Here is a 20,559-nt window from a genome sequence, read left to right as displayed (position 1 = left end):
CTCCGGGCCTAAAGAGGTGGGCGTCCGCGGCGTCCGTCCCCCACGGAGCGTCCCGATGGAGCCGATTTTTTCTCCCGCGAGCGACCACCGTGTGGGTGTGAACCGCCGACGATTCCTCGCCGCCTGCGCCCTCGTCACGACAGCGGGCTGTACCGGCGGCCCTGGCGACGCGGTGACGATGCTCGCCGTCAACGAACACGACGTCTCGCACACGGTCACGGTGTGGGTCGTGCGCGGTGAGCGACTCCGCGTCGCCGAGACTGTCGACGTCGCTGCCGGGGAGTTCGAGCGCGTGGCCGACCTCTCACCCGACGGCGGGAGCGGCGACCCGTATCGGGTGACGGTACAGGTCGACGGCGAGGTGGCACTCGCGCGGGAGTTCCGCCCCGAGACGTGGTTCAACCAACTGGACGTGTTCGTCGCGGGGGATGGAACCGTCGAACTCAACCGCGGGCAGGCGGCGTAATGGCGTCGAACGGGTGAGCGGTGGCGCGTGAGAGCGAGCGAACGCGCGAGGGACGACCGAGTGGACCGAACGAGCGAAGCGAGGTCACGAAGGAATCCGATGGGAGGCTGTGGGTTCACCGCCCTGGCGACTCCGCGGCCTCGTTCGCGGTGAACACCGTCGGCGTCATCACAGTACCGTCTCCACGCGGCCTCCAGAGAGCCGAGCCACGACCTCGGACGACCAGAAGAAAAGATAGTTCTCCCTCCACATCCGACGGCGACTATGACCGACTACTTCGAGGTTCACGCGCGCGACGGGGCCGCGCGCGTCGGCGAACTCCGTCTCTCTACGCCCGTGACGACCCCGACGCTCGCCGACGATACGATCGAGGACGCCGGGAGCCTCTGGAACGAGGCCCGCACGACGCCCGAGGGGAGCGAGGACGCGCTCACCGTGCTCCCCCACCGGGCGTTCCCCGCCGGCACCAGGGGGGAGGTCCAGGAGTCGTTCGCCGTCGACTACCCCGACGTCGACTTCCCGAGCGCGGCCGTCGTCACGAGCGAGACGGCCGCGGACTACGGCGCGGACGCGTACGTTCTCGCCGACGCGACTGGCGTCGTCGGCCACGCGTCGGCGTTCGTCGACGCGGTTCGCGCGGTCAAAGAGGCCACGCCCGCCGACACCGCCCTCTACCTCGCCGGCGTCGCCACGCCCGCGAACGTCGCGGCCTTAGTGTACGCGGGTGTAGACCTCGTCGACGGCAAACTCGCCCGAGTCAAGGGTCGGCAAGGCCGGTACCTGACGACCGACGACGAGTACTTCCTCGAAGACCTCGACGAACTCCCCTGCTCCTGTCCGGCCTGTCAGGGGGGCCGCGAGTCGTTCACGAGAGGGGACTGCGCGACGCACAACGTCAACGCGCTCGCCGCCGAACTCGCGCGGGTCCGCCGCCGAATCCACGACGGCCGCCTGCGCGACTACGTCGAGGGGCAGGCGCGCCACGAGGCGTGGTGTACGGCCGCCTTTCGACTTCTGGATCAGCAGTACGGCTTCGTCGAGGAGCACACCCCCGTCATCCGCGACGCCGAACTCCTGTCGGCGACCGAAGACACCCTCCGGCGCGTCGAGATTCAGCGCTTCGCCGACCGCGTGACCTCGCGCTATGTAAACCGGTTCGACCGCCCGCTCGTCTTGGTGCCGTGCTCGGCGCGCAAACCCTACAGCGAGTCCCAGTCGCACGCGCAGTTCCACGACGCCATCAACTTCCGCGCGCACCTGGTGTCGATGACGTCGCCCATCGGCGTCGTCCCCCAGGAACTGGAACTCACCTACCCCGCCCAGCACTACGACTCCGTGGTGACGGGACGGTGGAGCGAGGACGAAATCGGCTTCGTCGCCAGGGTTCTCGAACGGTACCTCGAACGGAACGCCTACCCGAAAATAATCGCACACGTCCCCGACGAAGGCTACCGGGCGGTCTGCGAACGCGTCGAAGACGCGCTCGACCTCGACTTCACGTACACCGTCGTCGACCACCCGACCACCACCGAGTCCCTGGCGAACCTCCGCGACGCGCTCGACGGCGAGATGAGCTACCGGAAGCGGACGCGGGAGCACAACACCGTCCGGGCCATCGCGGATTACATGTTCGGCGACGGTGCCGGCGACGAACTCTTCGAAGCGGGGACGTTCCGGACGACGGCGCGCTACCCCAAGTTACAGGTCAGGGACACCGACGGCGAGCAGTGGGCGACGATGGTCCCGCAGTACGGGATGCTCGCGTTCACGCTCGCGGGCGCGCGGCGCTGGGTCGAGAGCGACGCCCCCACTAAAACCGTCGAGATCGACGGCTTCGTCCCCCACGGGTCGGTGCTCGCGCCCGGTGTGGTCGACGCCTCCGACGAGATACGCGTCGGCGACGAAGTCGTCGTCAGCGGGCCGAAGGCGTTCGGCGTGGGTCGCGCGGAGATGTCCGGCCCCGAGATGTGTGACTCCACGCGCGGCATCGCCGTCGAGGTCCGCCACGTCGAGGAGACGTAGGTGCGCCGTCCGTCTGCCGGTGGCTCGGCCCTCACGAAGCCGACGACGGGAACGGACCGAGAGTGACGCCGACGCGTCGACTCGAACTCGCCCCGCACGCCGCGGCCGTCTCGCTCGGGTACGTCATCTTCGCGTACGCCGCGGTGCCCGTGTCGCTCACCACCCGACTGGAAATCGACTTCGCCTCGTTCGGACTCCTGACCAGCGCCGCGCTCGGCGCGTTCGTCGTCGCCCAGCCGCTCGCCTCGCGGCTCACTGACACCCACACGACGGCGTCGCTGCTCCGGTGGGCGCTCGTCCTGCACGTCGTCTTCGCGGTCGGTCTCGACCTCGTCTCCTCGTTTCCGGCGCTCGTCGTCCTCCGCGGGGTGTGGGGCGTCGTCGGCGGGTTCGTCCTCAGCGTCGGCGCGACCCAACTCGCGCGACTCCACGCCGGCACGGCGACGACGCGACAGCAGGGCCTCTACGGCGGGCTCCTCACGCTCGGCGGTGCCGTCGGATTCCTCGTCACGCCCCGACTGGTCGACGTCGCCACGACGACGCCGGGTATCGGCCCGATTCACGCCCCCGGCGCGCTGCTCGCGCTGCCCGCGCTCGCGCTCCTGACTCGCGGTCGGAACGACGAGGAGACGCGGCCGCCCGTGCGGGAGGGAGGTGGGTCGCCCTCGTCCGACGGCGACGGGGACCGGAGTTCGGTGCTCACCCACCCGGTCGTCCTCATCGCGGCGTTCGTCTACGTCGCCATCATCGGCTCGTTCGTGACGCTGTCGACGTTCGTGACGGCGTACTACACCGACCTCGGGGTCGCCGGCCCGCTGAGCGCGCTGGTGCTCCTCGTCGCGACCCTCGGGCGGTGGCTCGGCGGGAGGGCCGCCGCGGACGAGTGGCTGACGGACGCGACGGTCATCCTCGGGGGGACGGCCGTCGCGGCCGCCGGGTTCGTCGCGCTCGCGGCGCCGCTCCCCCCGTCCCTGGTCGTCGCGCTTCCCGTGGTCGCGATGCTCGCGGTGTCGCTCCCGTTCGGCGCGGTGTACGCCGTGGCGGCCAGAGCGACACCGCGCGACGGGGCCGCCCTCGCTGTCGTCGTCGCCGCCGGCAACGTCGGCTCCATCGTCCTCCCCGCGGCGACGGGTGCCGCGCGCGACGCCACCGGCGGCTACGGGGTTGGCTTCCTCGCGCTCGGCGTGTTGAACGTCCTCGCGTTCGTCGGAGGGCTGCTCTTCCGACGCCGACTGAGGAGGTGAGCGTACCGACCGGGGACGTGAACTATTTACATGCGTCAGCGGTTGTCAACCTATGACAACCGAGCGGATTATCGTTCGTCACGAACGCGTGGGCGCGGTCGCCACGGTCTGCGGGGTCGGACGGGTGGCGTACCGGACTGAACGGGCCGACAGACGGGGGCCTGGCGATGAGCGGTGACGTTCGCGTCGGCGTCGACATCGGCGGGACGTTCACCGACCTGGTCACCATCCAGGGCGGGCGAATCCGCGTCTCGAAGACGCCGTCGACGCCGGACGCGCCCGAGGAAGGCGTCATCGACGGGCTCCGAAAGATCGAGGCGCGCGACGGCCTCACTCCCGAGCAGGTCACCTACTTCGGCCACGGGACGACCGTGGCGACGAACGCCGTCCTGGAGGAGGAGTGGGCCGACACCGCCCTCGTCACCACCGAGGGGTTCCGCGACGTCCTCGAAATCGGCCGGCAGGCCCGTCCGGACATCTACGACTTCCAGGCGGAGAAGCCCACGCCCATCGTCGAGCGCCACCGGCGGTTCGAGGTGCCCGAGCGTCTCGACGAGCGAGGCGACGTGGTGAAACCGCTCGACGAAGCGGTCGTCCGACGGCTCGCGTCCGACCTCTCCGACGTCGACAGCGTGGCCGTCTCGCTGCTGTACCCGTTCGAGGACGACACCCACGAGCGGCGGGTGCGCGACCTGCTCCGCGAGGAAGGCGTCGACGCCTCCTTCTCGCTCTCGTCGAAGGTCCTCCCCGAGATTCGCGAGTACGAGCGCACCCTGACGACGGCGCTGAACGCCGCGCTGAAGCCGGTGATGGACCGCTACATCGGCCGACTGGAGGACCGAATCGGGGCGGAGGGGGTCGCGGCCCCGCTGAAGGTGATGCAGTCGAACGGCGGCATCATCACGGCCGACGCCGCCCGCGAGCGCCCGGTGAACACGCTCCTGTCGGGACCGGCGGCGGGCGTCCAGGGCGCGACCTACGTCGCCTCTCGTCTCGGAGACGACGACGTCATCACGATGGACATGGGCGGGACGTCCTGCGACGTCTCGCTCGTCGAGGGGGGCGACCCCGTCGTCTCGACCGACGTCGAGGTGGGCGAGTACCCCGTCTCGGTGCCGACCATCGACATCCACACCGTCGGCTCCGGCGGCGGCTCTCTCGCCTGGATCGATTCGGGTGGAGCGCTCCGCGTCGGTCCCGCGTCGGCCGGGGCGGACCCCGGTCCGGTCTGTTACGGCCGCGGCGGCACGCGTCCGACCATCACGGACGCCCACGCCGTCCTCGGCCGGATCGACCCCGGGGCGTTCGTCGCGAACGAACTCGACACCGAGTCCGAAGCCGTCGAGCGCGCCGTCGAGACCCACGTCGCCGAGGGCCTCGGCGTCGACGTCGAGACGGCCGCACAGGGGATTCTGGACGTCGCCAACGCGAACATGGAACGCGCGCTCCGGGTGGTCTCGGTCGAGCGCGGCTACGACCCCCGGGAGTTCGGCCTCGTCGCCTTCGGCGGTGCGGGCCCGTTGCACGCGCCGAAACTCGCGGCCGAACTGGACATCCCTCGAGTCCTGGTGCCGCGGACCGCGGGCGTCCTCTCCGCGCTGGGACTGCTCATCAGCGACACCCTCTACGACCACTCGACCTCGCGGGTCCGCCGCCTCGACACGGTCGACCCCGAGGAGATCGCCTCGACGTTCGCGTCGTTCGTCGACGAGGGGCGCGCGCAACTGGACGCAGAAGGGCTCTCGCCCGACCGGATGCAGTTCGAGCCGTCGATGGACCTCCGCTACGCGGGCCAGTCGTTCGAACTCTCGGTGCCCGCGCCCGTCGACGTGGACGACGCGGCCCTCGAGACCGTCAGGGAGCGATTTCACGACCAGCACCGACAGCGGTACGGCCACGCCTATCGGGAGGAACCGGTCGAACTCGTCACGCTTCGACTTCGGGCCCGCGGCGTCGTCGAGACGCCCGACCTCCGACCCGAGCACGCGGCGGGGTCGGTCGCGGAGGCCCGCGTCGAGACACGGCGCGTGGTGTACGACGGGGAGCCACACGACACCCCCGTCTACGACCGGACGCGCCTCCCGCCCGAATCGGGCTTCGACGGACCGGCCGTCGTCGAGGGCCGGGAGTCGACCACGGTCGTCCACCCCGGCCAGCGCGTGCAGGTGGACGCCGACGCCAACCTCGTCGTGGAGGTGACGCCCGATGCGTGAGCACTCGGAGGGGAGCGAGGGAGTCGATTCGGTCACGCTCGAAGTCATCCGCAACGCCTGCATCGCCGTCGCCGAGGAGATGAACGCCAACCTCGTTCGGACCGGCTACTCCCCGAATATCAAGGAGCGGCGCGACTGCTCGTGCGCGCTGTTCGACGCGAAGGGGGAGATGATATCGCAGGCGGAGAACATGCCCGTCCACCTCGGCGCGATGCCCTTTTCGGTGGCGGCGGCGGTCGACCGCTACCCGCCGGAGACGCTCGAACCGGGCGACTCGGTCCTCCTGAACGACCCGTTCAGGGGAGGCGCACACCTCCCGGACCTCACGCTCGTCTCCCCGGTGTTCGTCGACGGCGAGGTGGTCGCGTACGCCGCCAACCGCGCCCACCACGCCGACATCGGCGGCTCCCGTGCGGGAAGCGTGGCGGCGGATTCGACCGAAATCTACCAGGAGGGCCTCCGCATCCCGCCGGTGAAGTTTTCGGAGGGTGGCACAGTCGACGAGGACGTCCTCTCGATGATCCTCGCGAACGTCCGGACCCCCGACGAGCGCCGCGGCGACCTCCGCGCGCAGGAGGCGGCCAACGCGACCGGCCGCCGTCGCTTCGCTGCGCTGGCCGAGAAGTACGGCGCCACGCTCGGCCCGGCGCTCGAAGAGATCAAAGACTACTCCGAGCGGCGGATGCGCGCCGAAATAGAGGCGCTTCCCGATGGGGAGTACAGATTCGAGGACGTCCTCGACGACGACGGGAAGGGGAACGAGGACCTCCCGGTGAAGGCAGCGGTGACGGTCGACGGCGACGCGGTCACCGTCGATTTCTCGGGAACTGCCCCCCAAACCGCCGGCCCCATCAACGCCGTCTTCGCCGTCACCGCATCGGCGACGTACTACGCCGTCCGCTGCGTCACCGACCCCTCGATTCCCCCGAATCACGGCTGTTACCGCCCCATCACCATCGAGGCGCCCGAGGGGAGCATCGTCAACCCCGACCCGCCGGCGGCGGTCGTCGGCGGCAACCTCGAAACCTCCCAGCGGGTGACCGACGTCGTCCTCGGAGCGCTGGCGGAGGCGGACGTCTCCCGCGTCCTCGCGGGTCGCAGGGGACGATGAACAACGTCACGTTCGGGGGACGGACCCCCGTGACGGCTCGCCGTACGCCTTCTACGAGACGCAGGGCGGCGGGTTCGGCGGGCGGGAGGGAAAGGACGGGATGGACGGCGTCCACGTCCACATGTCGAACACGATGAACACGCCCGTCGAGGTGCTGGAGACCGCCTACCCCCTCAGAGTGGAGCGGTACGAACTCCGCCCCGACTCCGGAGGCGCGGGGCAGTTCCGCGGCGGTCTCGGTCTTCGGCGCGACATCTCGGTACGGGACCACACGGCGACGTTCTCGCTGCTGGCCGACCGCCAGCGACACGCGCCGTACGGCCTCGCCGGCGGCGGGGGCGGCGACCCGGGCTCCGCCTACCGGATCGACCCGGACGACGGCGAGCGCGAGGAGACGCGCCTGCCGGGGAAGTCGACCCACGACCTCTCGCCGGGGACGACCGTGAGCCTCCGGACGCCCGGGGCGGGCGGGTACGGCCCGCCGCGCGCGCGCGACCCGGCTGCGCTGGCGGCCGATCTCAGATTCGGGAAGGTGACCGAATCCGCCGCGCGGTCGCAGTACGGAGCCGACCTCGTCGAGGCTGCGCTCGACCTGCTCGACTGACGTCGTAGACGCGCGCGCGAGGGGCAAACGGGGTGGTTCTTTTTCACGGCCGCGCCCCTCCCGTCGGCGTGGTCCGTCGGACTCACTACTGTCGACGCTGCGGCGCGGCCATCGATCCCGGCGACGTCTACAGCGCGGTCGACGTCCTCGACGCCGAGGGACGGCTCCGCGAACTCCTCTGTCGGGAGTGCGGTACCGACCTCCGGGCGTTCGTCGCGGGCGGCGACGGCGAGCGTGAGACCGACCCCGAGTGAGGGACGGGATACCCACCTTTTTGTCGCTCTCGACCCTTCGACGGACATGGTCGACCACCACGTCGAAATCGGGGTCCCCCAGCAGATACTCGACTCGCTGCCCGACAGCGAGGGGGACGCCGCACAGGACATGAAGCAGGCGGTCGCGGGGCTGGAGACGCGGCTGAACCGGGCCATCGACTCGGCCGAGTCGGAGTCCGAGGCCGCGGGGTACGCCGTCGACGTCCTCGAACGGTTGGAGGACGACCTCGAACGGTACGACGAGTTCGTCCCCGAACTGCGGGCGTGGGGACAGTCGCCCATCTACGCCATCGCCTGGCGCAACCTCCAGGCCGACCTCATCCTCCAGATACACGAGCACGACTGGCTCTCGGGCCACATCGACCGCGAGCGCAACCACCGCCTCGTCGAGGACGGCATCCGCTTCGGGAAGCGCTGACCCGGCGGCCGCCACGCCACTCAGTCGTCGCCGACGGCGAGCGCGTCGTCCGCTCCGCGCGAGAGACCGGCCCGTCGAACCAGTACCCAGAAGGCGACCGAGGCGACGACGATGAACCCGGCGGCGGTGTAGAACGCGACCGACACGGAGACGAGATCGATGATCGCACCGACCAGGAGCGGACCGGACACCTGTCCGATCTTCCACGATATCGAGCGCAGCGAGAAGGCGGAGGCGACCGCGTCCTGGCGCTCTCCCTCTTCGACGAACAGCGCCATGCTGGCCGGAAGCCGGATGCTGTCGGCGACGCCGAGGATCATGTACGCGCCGAACAGCGCGAAGAACGCCCCGCCGAGGACCTGCGGGTCGCCGAACAGGTCGATCCGGACCGGGGTGATCCGCCCCTCGAAGGCGTACGAGAGGGGGATGAGCGCGGTCCCGAGGCCGTAACACACCGCGCCGCAGACGACGAACAGCGGCTTGCGACCGACCCGGTCGGACAGGTCCCCGACGTACCCCTGGGTGAGCGCCTTGGTCAGCTTTCCGCCCGCCAGGATCCACCCGATGGCGAATGCGGTGATGCCGAACTCCGTCCGCGCGAGGATCGGGAGGAAGATCAGCACGGCCATCTTGCCGACCGAGAAGGAGAGGCGGAACACGACGAGCGCCCTGACGAGCGGCCGGGCGAGCAGCGTCCGGATGGTGTCGACGCTCTCGGCCAGCGTCGCGTCGTCGCGTTCGGTCCCGCCGCCGGGGTCGTCGCGGAGGTAGAGAAACACCGTGACGAACGCGAGCAGCGTCACGCCCGAGAGGACCAGATACGTGTCGGTGAACCCTCGCGTGTACAGCAGGTAGCCCCCGACGACGTCGCCCGCGAGGCTCGAAATCGCGCCGACCTGGTTGTACGCCCCGAGCCAGCGGCCGTGCTCGTCGTCGGGTGCGATGGTCCCGACGACGGTCGACCCCGTGATCCAGAGGACGATTGCGCCGACGCCCTGGACGAGGCGCATCAGGATGACGTGCGTCGGCGAGTCGACGAAGACGAAGCCGACGAAGACGCAGACGTTGAGGACGAGACCGGCGAGGAGCCACCGCTTCGCGTTCCCGGTGTCGACCTGCCGGCCGAGCGGGAGCACGATCAGCAACTGGACGAACGCGAAGGCGGTCCCGAACAGTCCCTCGACGACGCCGGTCGTCCCGAACAGGTCGGCGTACAGTGCGAGCGCGATGAGAATCGTCGAGTACGCCTGACTGCGGGCGAACGCCGTCCCGGCGAGGGCGACGAACTCGCGGTTGCGGAGGAGGCCGATAGACCGTCCGATTCGTGCCAAGTTCGACCGCGGTTCGTCCCGGACCGTGAAATCCCCCGTGGTTCGTCGGCGTGGCGCTCGGGCGGAACGCACACACCGGAGCGGCGTACGTTTTTACCCGTGGGAGCGAACCACCGAGCATGCACGTGACGCTGAAGTTCTTCGCCACTTTCCGGGAGATCGTCGGCTCGAAGACGGTCGACCGCGAGTTCGAGGAGGGAGTGACGGTCGGCGAGGTGCTCTCGGCCCTCGAATCGGAGTACGACGACCTCGTGGGCGAACTCCTCGTCGACGGCGACCTCAAGCCGCAGATCAACGTCCTGAAGAACGGCCGCGAGGTGCTCCACATGGAGGGCATCGAGACGCGACTCGAAGACGGCGACACGCTGAGCGTCTTCCCACCGGTCGCCGGCGGCTGTCGATGAGCGTGCGGATCGAACGGTCGTTCCGCGGCATCTCCCAGCGCCTCGCGACGCACTACCTGACCAACCTCGGGGGAGCGAGGTCGAACCGGGGCGGGTCGTCGGCGACGACTGGGAGGCGTCGCTGTCGGAGTCGAAGACGACGGTCGGGCCGACGCTGACGCTCAACGAGGTCGAGGTGGTCTTCGAAGGCGCAGAAGAAACGCTCGAACCGCTCGTCGAGCGCTTCGCCCAGAAGGCGATGCGCGCCGGAGGCTGACAGCGTGGCGCGCGGCGACCCGCTCGACGGACAGGTGTTGATTCTGGCGGCCGCGAAGGCGAGCGTCCCCGCCGAGCGTCTGCCCGACCTGGTCGACCGGGTGCAGTCCGACCTCGGCCCGCGGTTCGAGACCTACCGTCGGACGTACGAGGCCGTCTACGAGTCGCCCGAGCGGTGGGTGTTCCTCGTCCCGCCCGACCACTGGGACGCGGTGGGAGACCGCGTCGGCCTCGCGCCCCGCGAGCGGGAGGCCGTTCGACGAGCGCACGAGGAACAACTCAGACGCGTCGGGAGCGAGACGGAGCGGCGCGAGGAGTTCGAGAGCGCGCTGGAGATCAGAAGCGTGGTCGTCGTCGGCGTCGAGAACTGAGGGACGGGGCGGAACGGAAAGCGGTTTCTCCCCCGCCGGTCGTCCAGTGAGTACAGCATGTCACGCCTTCCACCGGCCGCCCGCGAGGGGGTGCGCACGTCGCTCCCGCTCGTCGTCAGCATCGTCCCCTTCGGCCTCGTCGCGGGGGTCGCCGCGGTCGACGCCGGCCTCTCGCCCGTCGCCGCGCTCGGGATGTCCGTCGTCGTCTTCGCCGGGGCCGCCCAACTCGCCGTCATCGACCTGCTCGGACGGGACGCGTCGCTCGTCGTGGCGGTGGTCACCGGCGTCGTCGTCAACCTCCGGATGATGATGTACTCGGCCTCCATCGCGCCGTACTTCCAGCGGTACCGCGCGCGCTGGAAGGCGTTCCTGGCCTTTTTCCTCACGGACCAGGCGTACGCGGTCAGCATCGCGCGGTTCGAAGCGCGTGACGGCGAGGAGCGCGACGCCAGCGGGGAGCGGGGCGACTGGTTCTACCTCGGCGTCGGGGCGAGCCTCTGGGTGGGGTGGGTCGTCACGACGGCGGTCGGGGTCGGTCTCGGCCGCGGCCTCCCCGACTCGTGGGGCCTCGACTTCGCCGTTCCGCTCATCTTCCTCGCGCTGCTCGTCCCGCGCATCGAGGACGGCACGACCGCCGCCGCCGGGGTCGTCGCCGGTCTCGTCGCCCTGTTCGGGAGCGGGCTTCCGTACGAACTCGGCCTCCCGCTCGCCGCGGCGGTCGGCGTCGGCGTCGGCCTCGTCGCCGAGGAGGTGCGCGGTCGGTGACATCACCGATCGCACAGACCACCTACGGCCCGGCGAGCGTGTGGGCGGTCATCGTCGCGGTCGGCGTCTGTACCTTCGGCATCCGCCTGTCGTTCATCTACCTGTTCGGCCACGTCGACGCCGTCCCGCCGCGGGTGACCCAGGCGCTCCGGTACGTCCCCGCGGCGGTGCTCGCCGCGCTCGTCGTGCCGGCCATCGTCTCCATCGAGCCCTCGCTGGGGGAGACGCTCACCGCCGACCGGTTCCTCGCGGGCGTGGTCGCCGCGCTCGTCGCCTGGTACACGGAGGACGTCACGGCGACGATTCTGGTGGGGCTGGCGGCGCTGTGGGTGATCCGGTTCGTCGTTCCGGTGTGAACCGCCTCGAGGTCGAGCCCCGAGGCACTCGCCTCGAATCTCTGTAGACACCCCATCGGCACGAGGCGGGGCGACAGAGACGGCGAGACACGTGATGGCGCGTGACTCACGCGCTCTGTCCGTTGCGCTGCGAAACGCACCGACCGAACCGAGGAACGTCTCGGCCGGACAGGAAGGCCACTATCGGTTTACCGAACGACCGTCACCGGGACGGACGACCGCCGAACCACCGTCTCGGCGACGCTCCCGAGGAGGACGCGCGAGACGCCGTCTCGACCGTGGCTGCCGACGATGATCTGGTCGACGTCGTGGTCGTCGGCGTACTCGACGATGGAGCGTGCGGGCGCGCCGTACACCATCTCGGTCTCTAGGTCGATGCCGTGCGTTCCGGCCCTGTCGGCGGCGGATTCGAGCACTGCCTTGACCCCCTCCTCGGCGTCCTCGCGCCAGGACTCGGTGTCGGGGAGGATGAGGTCCGCCGAGCCCTGGACGTACGCCGTCGGGTCCAGCACCGCGACGGCGACGAGGTCGGCGTCGGCGTGGCGGTCGAGCGCGAAGTCCAGTGCTTTCTCGGAGGGCTCGGAGCCGTCGATGGCGATGAGGATACGTGTCATTACGAGTGTGTATTCACCCAGGTGGATAATGAGGACTTCGCCGACTCTCCCGAACTGAGAACGGCGGGTGAGAACCGAGCGACCGTGCCCAGGTCGCGCGACCCTGGTACGATGTGCACCGCGAGGAGTCGTCGCGGTGGTCGACGAGGCCGGCGTTCTCGACCGCGGCGGTGAGGCGGTCGGTGCGCTACGCGCTCGCGTCGGACTGTCCGACGTAGCGGTCGTGTCGACGACGACACGTCTCACAGAAGTACTGGCCGATGCCGGCCCGCTGGAGGCCGGCGAGCGCGAGTTCGTCGCCGCAGTCGGGGCACCACCGAGGAGGGATGTCGTCGATGTCTTCGGTGACCATGCGTGAGCGAAGGACGGGGACGACCAACTGGCTTCGGCCACGGTGTTCGGTGCCTGTTTCTCGTGCGCGAGAACGGTGCGAACGAGGCTGGTGACGAGGGACACCTACTCGCCGGGCGGACGATAGATGCCTCACACGTCGACGCCAGACAGTTCCGAGCTGATGGCTGCGACGTGGTCGTTGAACGCCGTGACGAACGCCGACACGTCCCCGGCGAGTTCGCGCACGTCCGAGGCGGCGGGGTGTTGGTACTGCGAGAGGAGGTAGACGCCACCGTCGCCGCCGACGCGGAGGTACGACACCCGGTCGCGTTCGCGCTTGAGTTCCCACCGCGTCCCGTCGATTCGGGTCGAGAAGGTTCCGTAGTCCGTCCCCTCGACGCGATGGAGTTGGCCCGCCATCGCCGCACAGACCTCCCGAATCCGGTCGAGGACGCGGTCCCGTTCGGCGACGACCGACTCGGTCGAGGCGACGTCCGGGAAGTCGACCTCCACACCGTCGAGAACGCCCGCGAGGCTCTCGACGTACGCGTTGTACGCCGCGACGAACGCCCCGTAGTCCCGGAGGGCCTCGGCCAGTTCTTCGGGTTCGGGCGGACTGTGCGCCGAGACGACGTACACCTCCTCGCGGCCGCCGTCGTACCGGAGGTACTGGATCGCACCCCCCTCGTACTTGACCGTCCACGTCCCCGAGTCGGTGTCGAACTCGCGGGAACCGTAGTCGCCGCCCTGGAGCACGGCGAGTTCGCGGGCGATGCGGCCGGCGTGTTCTTCGGTCTGGGCGACGAGTTCGTCACGTCTGGCGGCGACATCGGCCGTCGTGAGGAGGGAGAAGTCGATGCTGTCGGACACTTTTGGACTAGGGGACGCGGGGGAATAACGGCTCCGAAAGCGGGCGCTCGACGGGGTGAGAACGGCACCGAAACGGCCCCGAGCGAGGTCCACGGTCGGTCCGCGCCCGGACGGGCGACGAGGAGTCGGGACCGGATGATGTCGCCTCGACCCAAACGCCGACCCGTCTCTGAAGTGTAGGCCGAGCGGTATGAGCGACGACACACCGTCCGCGCTGGAGCGAGCCGATGTGCCGGTCGACGCGGCCGTCGCCGAACGCGTCGTCGAAGACGCCGGCGTCTCCATCGACGACCTCGCCGACGTGCTGACCGTGCTCGACGCCGAACTACGAGGGCTGCACTCCGAGTTCGAGCGCGAGCACGACTACGTCACCGTCGAGGGACGACGCGCGTACGTCGTCGACAGGGAGGCGTGGGAGGCGGTCGTCGAGGGGTTCGACCTCGATTCGGCGCTCGTCGACACAGCGAGACGCGCGCACACGGAGCAAGCGCGGTTGCTGGTGGATGCTGCCGTGAGCGACGTGCGGTTCGACGATAGCGACGTCGGTATCGTGGTCGGGGTCGAGACTGCGGAGGAGATGTCCTGAGCGCGGTGGCTGCGCCGAGTCGGTCGACTGAGGGCTGTCTCGAGCGTTGAGCCCCTCTGGAGCCACTGGGACCGACGTCGACGGCGTTGGGTGCGCGACCGACGGTCGTGTTCGGTCGTGATGTTATACTCGCGCTGTAGGTTCTGGTAACGTACTCGCATACTGGCGTATCAAACTCGGTAATCGCGCCACTGTCTTCATTATCTGACCGACACACGGCTCTAATCAATGGCTCTGGGCGAGATAACCTGGACAGGTCTCGTAATCTTGATCGGTGTCGCGCTCGGCGCCGGCGTCAGCTTCTGGCTCGCAGCGGTCGCCACCAGGCGAGACGCGCCGGTCGCCCGCACGTACCGGTGGCTCAATCTCGTATGTGCAATGGTCTGTGTCGCACTGATAGCGATGTATCTCAGTCCGACTCTACCGCTCGCTTTCGCAGCCCACGTGACCTACCTCGGCTCCATCCTGGGCACCGCCGTGGTGTTCGTCCTGTTCGTAATCGTGTACACGGGGAACCGTCACTGGCTCACCCCCCGACGGGTCGGACTCCTCGTGGCCGAGCCGGTGGTGTACGTCCTTCTGGTGGCCACGAACCCGTTCCACGGTCTGATGCTGGCTGACGTCTACACTGTCCAGTTCGAAGGGTTGACCACGATGCAGGGTCGGGCCACGGTGCTCTCGAATTTCCAGATTCTGTACACGCTACTCCTGACGACGGCTGGCTACGCTCTCCTGGCGCGCTTTTACCTCCGGACGCGCAACGTCTACCGCAAGCAGACGGGCCTGATCTTTCTCGGCGGTCTTCTCATCCCGATTGGTGCGTTTCTCTACAGCGGGGACGTGACCCCTATCGATCTGACTCCCTTCGCGCTCGTGGTCAACAGCATCGTCGTCTGGGTCGCGCTCTTCCGGTACGACTTCCTCGACGTCACGCCACTGGCGGCCGACCTGCTCATCGAGGAGATGGAGGATGCGGTCCTCGTGACCGGACGAGCGGGGGAGATTCTCGACGCCAACAGAGCGGCCGAGAGGCTGTTCGCCTCGACGCGAGACGGTTCGGTGCAGGACTCGGTCTCGAAGTCGAAGGGAGACCTCGTCGGGCGGTCACTGCCGGCCGTCTCGCCGTCGCTCGCGGAGGCGGTGGACGGCGGTGACCTCTTCGTCCACACGACGGACGAGGTCGGCCACTCGCTGAAGTTAGATCCGAGCGTGACGTCGATCCACGACCAGTTCGGCATTCGGCGGGGAACGCTGCTCGTCCTGCGTGACATCACTGAACAGGTGCGTCGGCAGGCGGAACTGGAACGACAGAACGAACGTCTCGACGAGTTCACGAGCGTGGTCAGCCACGACCTGCGGAACCCGCTATCCGTCGTGGAGGGGTACGTCGCCCTCGCGCGTGAGGAGGACGACACGGCCCACCTCGACCGGGCGGCCAATGCGATCGGTCGGATGAACGCGCTCATCGAGGACCTCCTGACGCTGGCCCGCGAGGGGCAGTCGGTGGACGAGGTCGAACGGGTTCCGTTGGCGTCGGTCGTCGACGCGGCGTGGCAGAACGTCGACGGCGGCGAGGAGGCCACGCTGGTCAACGAGGCTGAGGGGGTCGTGAAAGCCGACGCCAAGCGTCTCCAGCAACTGTTCGAGAACCTCTTTCGGAACGCGATCGAACACGCCGGGCCGGACGTGGCGATCCGCGTCGGACGTGAAGACGGCGACTTCTACGTCGAAGACGACGGGCCAGGCGTTCCAGCCGCAGAGCGCGAGCGCGTCTTCGAGCGTGGGTACTCCTCGTTGTCGTCGGGAACCGGGTTCGGTCTGGCGATCGTCCAGACGATCGCGCAGGCTCACGGCTGGTCGGTGCGTCTCGTCGAGGGTCGCAACGGCGGCGCGCGATTCGAGTTTACGGGTGTGGACTCTCACCTGCCCCTCGTCTCGTGAGTGGATTCGCCGTGACGTCGCCCATCCCTGATTGTGAGACAGCACGTCTCGTCGTTGATGAGAGACTAGGTCGATGTCACGACGGGGTGAGGCCCCCCGCTTCACGGGACACGAGCGGCCGCCCCAAGGGCCACCACGGCACCCGTCGCCGCCAGCGTACTCCCGACCGAGAGGCCACGTCTCGACTCGGTGTACGCGAGGTGAGTCCCGCAGGGTTCGAGTTGAGACGATGGCAGGACGACTCGCTACGCTCGCTGTTGCGGAGTGGGGTGAAAATGGGCCGGCGCAGATTCGAACCACGGTCGTTCCGCTCACTGCGTTCGCTTCACTCCCTGATTCGAATCTACTTGTTCCCCCACACCCGCATTTCGTCGTGACTCGCGAACGCTTCGCGGTGCTCACGGACTTCGTCCGTTCGCACACAGGCGGTTTGCCGCTCGCTGCGCTCGCGTTTTCCCGCCTCGCTATGCTCGTCTGGAGAAATGCGGGAGAAGTGGGCCGGCGCAGATTCGAACTGCGGTTACGGCCACCCGAAGGCCGAAGGATACCAAGCTACCCCACCGGCCCGCACCTCTGACTCATGGCGTACCCGTGTTTAACAGTTGTGATTAGCGGCCTCTCGCCGTTGTCAGTACGCCGTGTACCCCGCCGTATCGAGGTAGTTGTGCGCGACGGTGATGGCGTGGTCGGCGTGCATGGCGTGCGGACCGAGCCTGACGCGCTGGTCGGACAGTTCATCCAGTAGAGCGGCTTCCTCGTCGGTGAAGTCGCGGTGGTCCGAGAGGACGAACGTCGGGTCCTCCGGCGGGTCGACGTCGACCACCGGAGTGCCCGCTTCGTGGAGTTCGACGATAGTCGATTCTTCCGCTACATCCCGGAGCGTCTGCTCGAACCCCACCCGCCGAATCGACACGCCCGGACTCGTCTCGGCGGGGATGTGACCGATGGCCTCCTCGCGCTGTTCGAGGGCGCCACGAATCCGGGCGGCGGTGCTCCGTTCGTCGGGGTTCAGCCTTCGAACCTCACGGCCGTCGAACTCGATGGTGAACGAGTCGGCGAGCACGAGGTACGCACGGACGTCCTCTCTGATGGCGTGCGAGAGGAAGAACGCCGAGTTGACACACCGACAGAGGACGTCCAACCGGCCGGCACCGCTCGGGAGGTCATCGAGGCTGAAATCGGGGGTCGTGGGGGCGTCGTGTCCCGTGACCACGAACTGTCGCATACCCCCCTCTCCCGTTCTGCGGCCTTTGTTCTGTCCACTCGTCGACCTCCCGCCTCTCTCCCCTCCCAGAACTCTTGTGAACGAACATTATATTACACGAGTGAACTAAGAATCGACGAGAGATGTCATAACTGTTCATACGTACGCGAATGTGAACGTTCAGTGCGCAAGCGTCTTTAGACCGGTGTGAAAAGTTGTCTCATACGATGAATCATGCGCGAGTTTACTGTGTGTAAATTGGCTATATCGGCGTTGACAGCGTCTGTAGGCCATATTTACCTGAAAGGGTGCCTTTTCGTCAGGTATTTACATCGCCCGACATTGATTCGACTATCCTCCGACACGAGGAGTGAGTCAAATGCAAGGCGACAGCCCTGATTGGAGCGTACTGAATCGGCGGCGAGTCCTCGGGCTCGGTGCGGCCAGCCTGGCAGGCCTCGCCGGGTGTACCAGCGGTGACGGCGACTCATCCGGTTCGAACGAGGGAAGCGGCGGGTCGGACTCGACCGAGTCCGGATCCGGATCCGGGACCGGGACCGAATCCGGTTCGTCGAGCGAGATGTCCGGCGGAAGGCTCCGCCTCGCGCAGGTCAAGAGCCCGCTGGAGTTCGACCCGATCGTCCTGAACGACGTCCCGTCGCTGGAAGTCTCTCAGCACATCTTCGACGGTCTCTACGAGTACAACGAGGGGACCGAACTCGTCCCGCAACTGGCGACCGGAGAGCCCGAGATATCGAACGACGGGACGCGCTGGGTCGTCGAGATGACCGGCGACGCGACGTTCACCAACGGCGACCCCCTCACCGCCGAGGACGTCAAGTACACGTACGAGGCGCCGGTGGCCGAGGAGACGGAGAACGCGAGCGAGTACAACATGATCGACACGATCAGCGTGGTCGACGAGACCACGGTTCAGTTCGATCTCAAGTTCCCCTACGGCCCGTTCAGGCACCTGCTCGACCTCGGTATCGTTCCGATGTCCGTCCGTGAGGAGGACAAGGAGGCGTTCAACACTCAACAGCCCGTCGGCTCGGGTCCCTTCGAGTTCGTCGAGTGGCAGGAGGGCAACTTCGTCCGCCTCCAGCGCAACGACGATTACTGGGGCGACCCCGTGCCCAACCTCGCCGAGGTCGAGTTCGTTCCCGTCGAGGAGGCGACCACGCGGGTCACGACGCTACGGAACGGCGAGAACGACGTCATCAAGGAAATCCCGCCGAAGCTGTACTCGACCGTTCGCGGAATCTCCGACGCGAGTATCGACGAGGTGCCGGGCATCGGCTACTTCTACCTCGCGTTCAACTGCAACGAGGGGCCGACGGCGGACCCGATGGTCCGGGAGGCCATCGACTACTGTTTCAGCATGGACCAGGCCGTCTCCAACTACGTCGAGCCGACCGGCATCCGACAGTACAGCCCCCTCCCGGCCTCGGTCGCCGAAGACTGGAACATGCCCGTCGACGAGTGGTCACAGATTCCCCACGACAAGAACATCGACGAAGCGACGGCCCTGTTCGAAGAGGCCGGCGTCCCGATGGACTACCAGTGGCGGATCATCGTCCCGCCGGACGACAAGCGCGAACAGATCGGTGTCACGGTGTCGAACGGCCTCAAGGAGGCCGGTTTCGACAACGTCTCGGTCCAGCGGCTCGACTGGGGGGCGTTCCTCGACCAGTACGTCAGCGGGAGCGAGGACGACTACAACATGTACACGCTCGGCTGGTCCGGCGACCCCGACCCCGACGCGTTCACGTACTTCCTCCTCGGGCGGACCGAGGACACGCTCGGTGTCACCAACGGCACCTACTGGGGTGCGAACAGCGACGTCGGCAAGCAAGCCGCCGAGAAGTTCGTTCAGGCCCGACAGCTCGCCGACCGCGAACAGCGGCGGCAACTGTACATCGAGGGCATCACGAGTGCGCTCGAAGAGCGCGCGCACATCCCCGCGTACAACCTCAAGAACAGCTTCGGCGTGAAGAACTACGTCGAGGGCTTCGCGTCGCACCCGGTCGACCAGTTCCACATCGCGACCAACCACAACAACGTCTCGGTCGACAAGTAGTCGGACGAGACCCCCATCCACATTTATGTACACGACGGTCGCACACGCGCGACAGAGACGTATGAACCGACAGCGACATCGTCGGAGGGCTAGACCGTGAGCAGACTCCGCTACACGATCAATCGGCTCCTGCAGGCGATTCCGGTCGTCGTCGGTATCATCACCATCACGTTCTTGCTGACCGACGCCATCCCGGGCGACCCCGTCCAGATCATGCTGGGGCCGTCGCCCAGCGCCCAGCAGGCCGCGGCCATCCGGGCGAAGTTCGGCCTCGACCAGCCGCTGCACATTCGATACCTCAACTACCTGCTCGACGTCGTCCGCGGGGACCTCGGGACGAGCATCTACTACGGGGTTCCGGTCACCGAGAAGATCATGGAGCGGCTCCCGGTGACGCTCCTCCTGCTCGCGTCGAGCTTCGCGTTCGCGCTCGTGACGGCGGTCCCGCTCGGCATCATCTCGGCCCGACGGCGGAACAAGCCGACCGACCACGTCTCGCGCGTCGTGGCCCTGCTCGGCGTCTCAACGCCCTCTTTCTGGATCGGGCTGATGCTCATCATCGTCTTCGCGTTCCAGCTAGACCTCCTCCCGGCGACGAACCTCGTCATGCCGTGGGCCGCCCCCGAGAACGTCGAGGGGGCAGAGACCCGACTCGGCGTCGTCGCGACCGCCGTCGAGCACCTCATCCTCCCGACCATCACCCTCGGGACGCTCCAGATGGCCGCGTTCACGCGTATCGAACGGTCGTCGATGCTCGAAGTGCTGAATCAGGAGTACGTCAAGCTCGCGCGGGCGTACGGCGTCAAGGAGTCGACCATCGTCCGGAAACACGCGTTCCGCAACGCACAGCTCCCCCTCATCACCATCGTCGGGCTCCAGTTGACCCAGGCGCTCGGCGGTGCCGTGTTGACCGAGACGGTCTTCTCCATCAGCGGGATGGGCCGGCTCATCATCACGGCCATCCAGAACCAGGACTTTCAGCTCGTGATGGGGACGACGCTCGTGTTCGGCCTCGTGTTCGTCATCGGCGTCATCATCACCGACCTGTCGTACGCGTACGTCGACCCGCGCGTGTCGTTCGACGAGAGTGAGTAAC

Annotated in this window: 19 protein-coding genes, 1 tRNA gene and 2 pseudogenes; 16 read left to right on the top strand and 6 right to left on the bottom strand. The window is 68.0% G+C overall.

The window, feature by feature from the left end; genetic code table 11:
• The first annotated feature begins 97 nt into the window (after window positions 1–97).
• From C2R22_RS19060 to C2R22_RS19030, 7 genes and pseudogenes are all read left to right on the top strand, one after another.
• Complete coding sequence (locus C2R22_RS19060; RefSeq protein WP_103427169.1) at window positions 98–466, top strand: hypothetical protein; 369 nt, start codon at window positions 98–100, stop codon at window positions 464–466.
• Window positions 467–730: 264 nt separating this feature from the next.
• Entirely contained in the window at window positions 731–2,488 is a 1,758-nt protein-coding gene (arcS, locus tag C2R22_RS19055; protein ID WP_103427168.1) for an archaeosine synthase subunit alpha, read from the top strand.
• Between the two features lie 62 nt (window positions 2,489–2,550).
• Window positions 2,551–3,732 (top strand): MFS transporter, encoded by a 1,182-nt coding sequence (locus C2R22_RS19050; RefSeq protein ID WP_103427167.1) that lies wholly within the window; start codon window positions 2,551–2,553, stop codon window positions 3,730–3,732.
• Between the two features lie 167 nt (window positions 3,733–3,899).
• Window positions 3,900–5,945, top strand: coding sequence for a hydantoinase/oxoprolinase family protein (locus tag C2R22_RS19045; RefSeq protein ID WP_103427166.1), 2,046 nt, complete (start codon window positions 3,900–3,902; stop codon window positions 5,943–5,945).
• Window positions 5,938–7,660 (top strand): annotated as a pseudogene (locus C2R22_RS19040) (hydantoinase B/oxoprolinase family protein). The gene C2R22_RS19045 and the pseudogene C2R22_RS19040 overlap by 8 nt, the downstream one beginning before the upstream one ends.
• Before the next feature lie 68 nt (window positions 7,661–7,728).
• Window positions 7,729–7,914, top strand: coding sequence for a hypothetical protein (locus C2R22_RS19035; protein ID WP_103427165.1), 186 nt, complete (start codon window positions 7,729–7,731; stop codon window positions 7,912–7,914).
• 46 nt (window positions 7,915–7,960) lie between these two features.
• Window positions 7,961–8,353: a hypothetical protein gene (locus tag C2R22_RS19030; RefSeq protein ID WP_103427164.1), complete on the top strand. Its 393-nt coding sequence runs from the start codon at window positions 7,961–7,963 to the stop codon at window positions 8,351–8,353.
• Window positions 8,354–8,373: 20 nt separating this feature from the next.
• Here C2R22_RS19030 and C2R22_RS19025 read toward each other — a convergent pair whose 3' ends face one another.
• Complete coding sequence (locus tag C2R22_RS19025) at window positions 8,374–9,684, bottom strand: MFS transporter (protein ID WP_103427163.1); 1,311 nt, start codon at window positions 9,682–9,684, stop codon at window positions 8,374–8,376.
• Window positions 9,685–9,803: 119 nt separating this feature from the next.
• Here C2R22_RS19025 and C2R22_RS19020 point away from each other — a divergent pair, with 119 nt between their 5' ends.
• The 5 genes and pseudogenes from C2R22_RS19020 to C2R22_RS19000 all read left to right on the top strand — a co-directional run bounded on the left by C2R22_RS19020 (window position 9,804) and on the right by C2R22_RS19000 (window position 11,835).
• The gene (locus C2R22_RS19020) at window positions 9,804–10,088 is read left to right on the top strand and encodes a ubiquitin-like small modifier protein 1 (RefSeq protein WP_103427162.1); all 285 of its coding nucleotides are present in this window, start codon (window positions 9,804–9,806) and stop codon (window positions 10,086–10,088) included.
• A pseudogene (locus C2R22_RS27570) lies at window positions 10,085–10,344 on the top strand (hypothetical protein). The gene C2R22_RS19020 and the pseudogene C2R22_RS27570 overlap by 4 nt, the downstream one beginning before the upstream one ends.
• Window positions 10,345–10,348: 4 nt before the next feature.
• Window positions 10,349–10,714, top strand: coding sequence for a hypothetical protein (locus C2R22_RS19010; protein ID WP_103427161.1), 366 nt, complete (start codon window positions 10,349–10,351; stop codon window positions 10,712–10,714).
• A gap of 57 nt (window positions 10,715–10,771) precedes the next feature.
• Complete coding sequence (locus C2R22_RS19005; RefSeq protein ID WP_103427160.1) at window positions 10,772–11,479, top strand: AzlC family ABC transporter permease; 708 nt, start codon at window positions 10,772–10,774, stop codon at window positions 11,477–11,479.
• Window positions 11,476–11,835 carry an AzlD domain-containing protein gene (locus C2R22_RS19000; protein WP_245902822.1) on the top strand — a complete coding sequence of 120 codons (360 nt, stop codon included), beginning with the start codon at window positions 11,476–11,478 and terminating at the stop codon, window positions 11,833–11,835. The genes C2R22_RS19005 and C2R22_RS19000 overlap by 4 nt, the downstream gene beginning before the upstream one ends.
• A 188-nt stretch (window positions 11,836–12,023) precedes the next feature.
• On the opposite strand, the gene C2R22_RS18995 is transcribed toward C2R22_RS19000, so the two are convergent.
• From C2R22_RS18995 to C2R22_RS18990, 3 genes are all read right to left on the bottom strand, one after another.
• Window positions 12,024–12,449: a universal stress protein gene (locus C2R22_RS18995; protein WP_103427159.1), complete on the bottom strand. Its 426-nt coding sequence runs from the start codon at window positions 12,447–12,449 to the stop codon at window positions 12,024–12,026.
• 187 nt (window positions 12,450–12,636) lie between these two features.
• The gene (locus C2R22_RS25695; RefSeq protein WP_173862819.1) at window positions 12,637–12,801 is read right to left on the bottom strand and encodes an HVO_2142 family zinc finger protein; all 165 of its coding nucleotides are present in this window, start codon (window positions 12,799–12,801) and stop codon (window positions 12,637–12,639) included.
• Between the two features lie 131 nt (window positions 12,802–12,932).
• A complete protein-coding gene (locus C2R22_RS18990) occupies window positions 12,933–13,652 on the bottom strand; it encodes a hypothetical protein (protein ID WP_103427158.1) in 720 nt (239 codons plus the stop codon).
• A gap of 190 nt (window positions 13,653–13,842) precedes the next feature.
• Here C2R22_RS18990 and C2R22_RS18985 point away from each other — a divergent pair, with 190 nt between their 5' ends.
• Together C2R22_RS18985 and C2R22_RS18980 are read left to right on the top strand one after the other, a co-directional pair.
• Window positions 13,843–14,238: a hypothetical protein gene (locus C2R22_RS18985; RefSeq protein ID WP_103427157.1), complete on the top strand. Its 396-nt coding sequence runs from the start codon at window positions 13,843–13,845 to the stop codon at window positions 14,236–14,238.
• A 228-nt stretch (window positions 14,239–14,466) separates the two neighbouring features.
• Entirely contained in the window at window positions 14,467–16,179 is a 1,713-nt protein-coding gene (locus C2R22_RS18980) for a sensor histidine kinase (RefSeq protein WP_103427156.1), read from the top strand.
• Between the two features lie 494 nt (window positions 16,180–16,673).
• Here the strand turns inward: C2R22_RS18980 and C2R22_RS18975 are convergent.
• Window positions 16,674–16,746 (bottom strand) — tRNA-Pro (locus C2R22_RS18975).
• A gap of 61 nt (window positions 16,747–16,807) precedes the next feature.
• Window positions 16,808–17,404, bottom strand: a complete 597-nt coding sequence (gene trmY / locus C2R22_RS18970; protein WP_103427155.1) for a tRNA (pseudouridine(54)-N(1))-methyltransferase TrmY — start codon at window positions 17,402–17,404, stop codon at window positions 16,808–16,810.
• 358 nt (window positions 17,405–17,762) lie between these two features.
• Here trmY and C2R22_RS18965 point away from each other — a divergent pair, with 358 nt between their 5' ends.
• Window positions 17,763–19,463 (top strand): ABC transporter substrate-binding protein, encoded by a 1,701-nt coding sequence (locus C2R22_RS18965; RefSeq protein WP_103427154.1) that lies wholly within the window; start codon window positions 17,763–17,765, stop codon window positions 19,461–19,463.
• A 96-nt stretch (window positions 19,464–19,559) separates the two neighbouring features.
• Window positions 19,560–20,558 (top strand): ABC transporter permease, encoded by a 999-nt coding sequence (locus tag C2R22_RS18960; protein WP_103427153.1) that lies wholly within the window; start codon window positions 19,560–19,562, stop codon window positions 20,556–20,558.
• Window position 20,559: the final 1 nt, after the last annotated feature.

The organism is Salinigranum rubrum, assembly GCF_002906575.1.
GTDB lineage: Archaea > Halobacteriota > Halobacteria > Halobacteriales > Haloferacaceae > Salinigranum > Salinigranum rubrum.
Note: the sequence above shows the minus strand (reverse complement) of the source record. Positions and strands in the feature narration are given on the sequence as shown.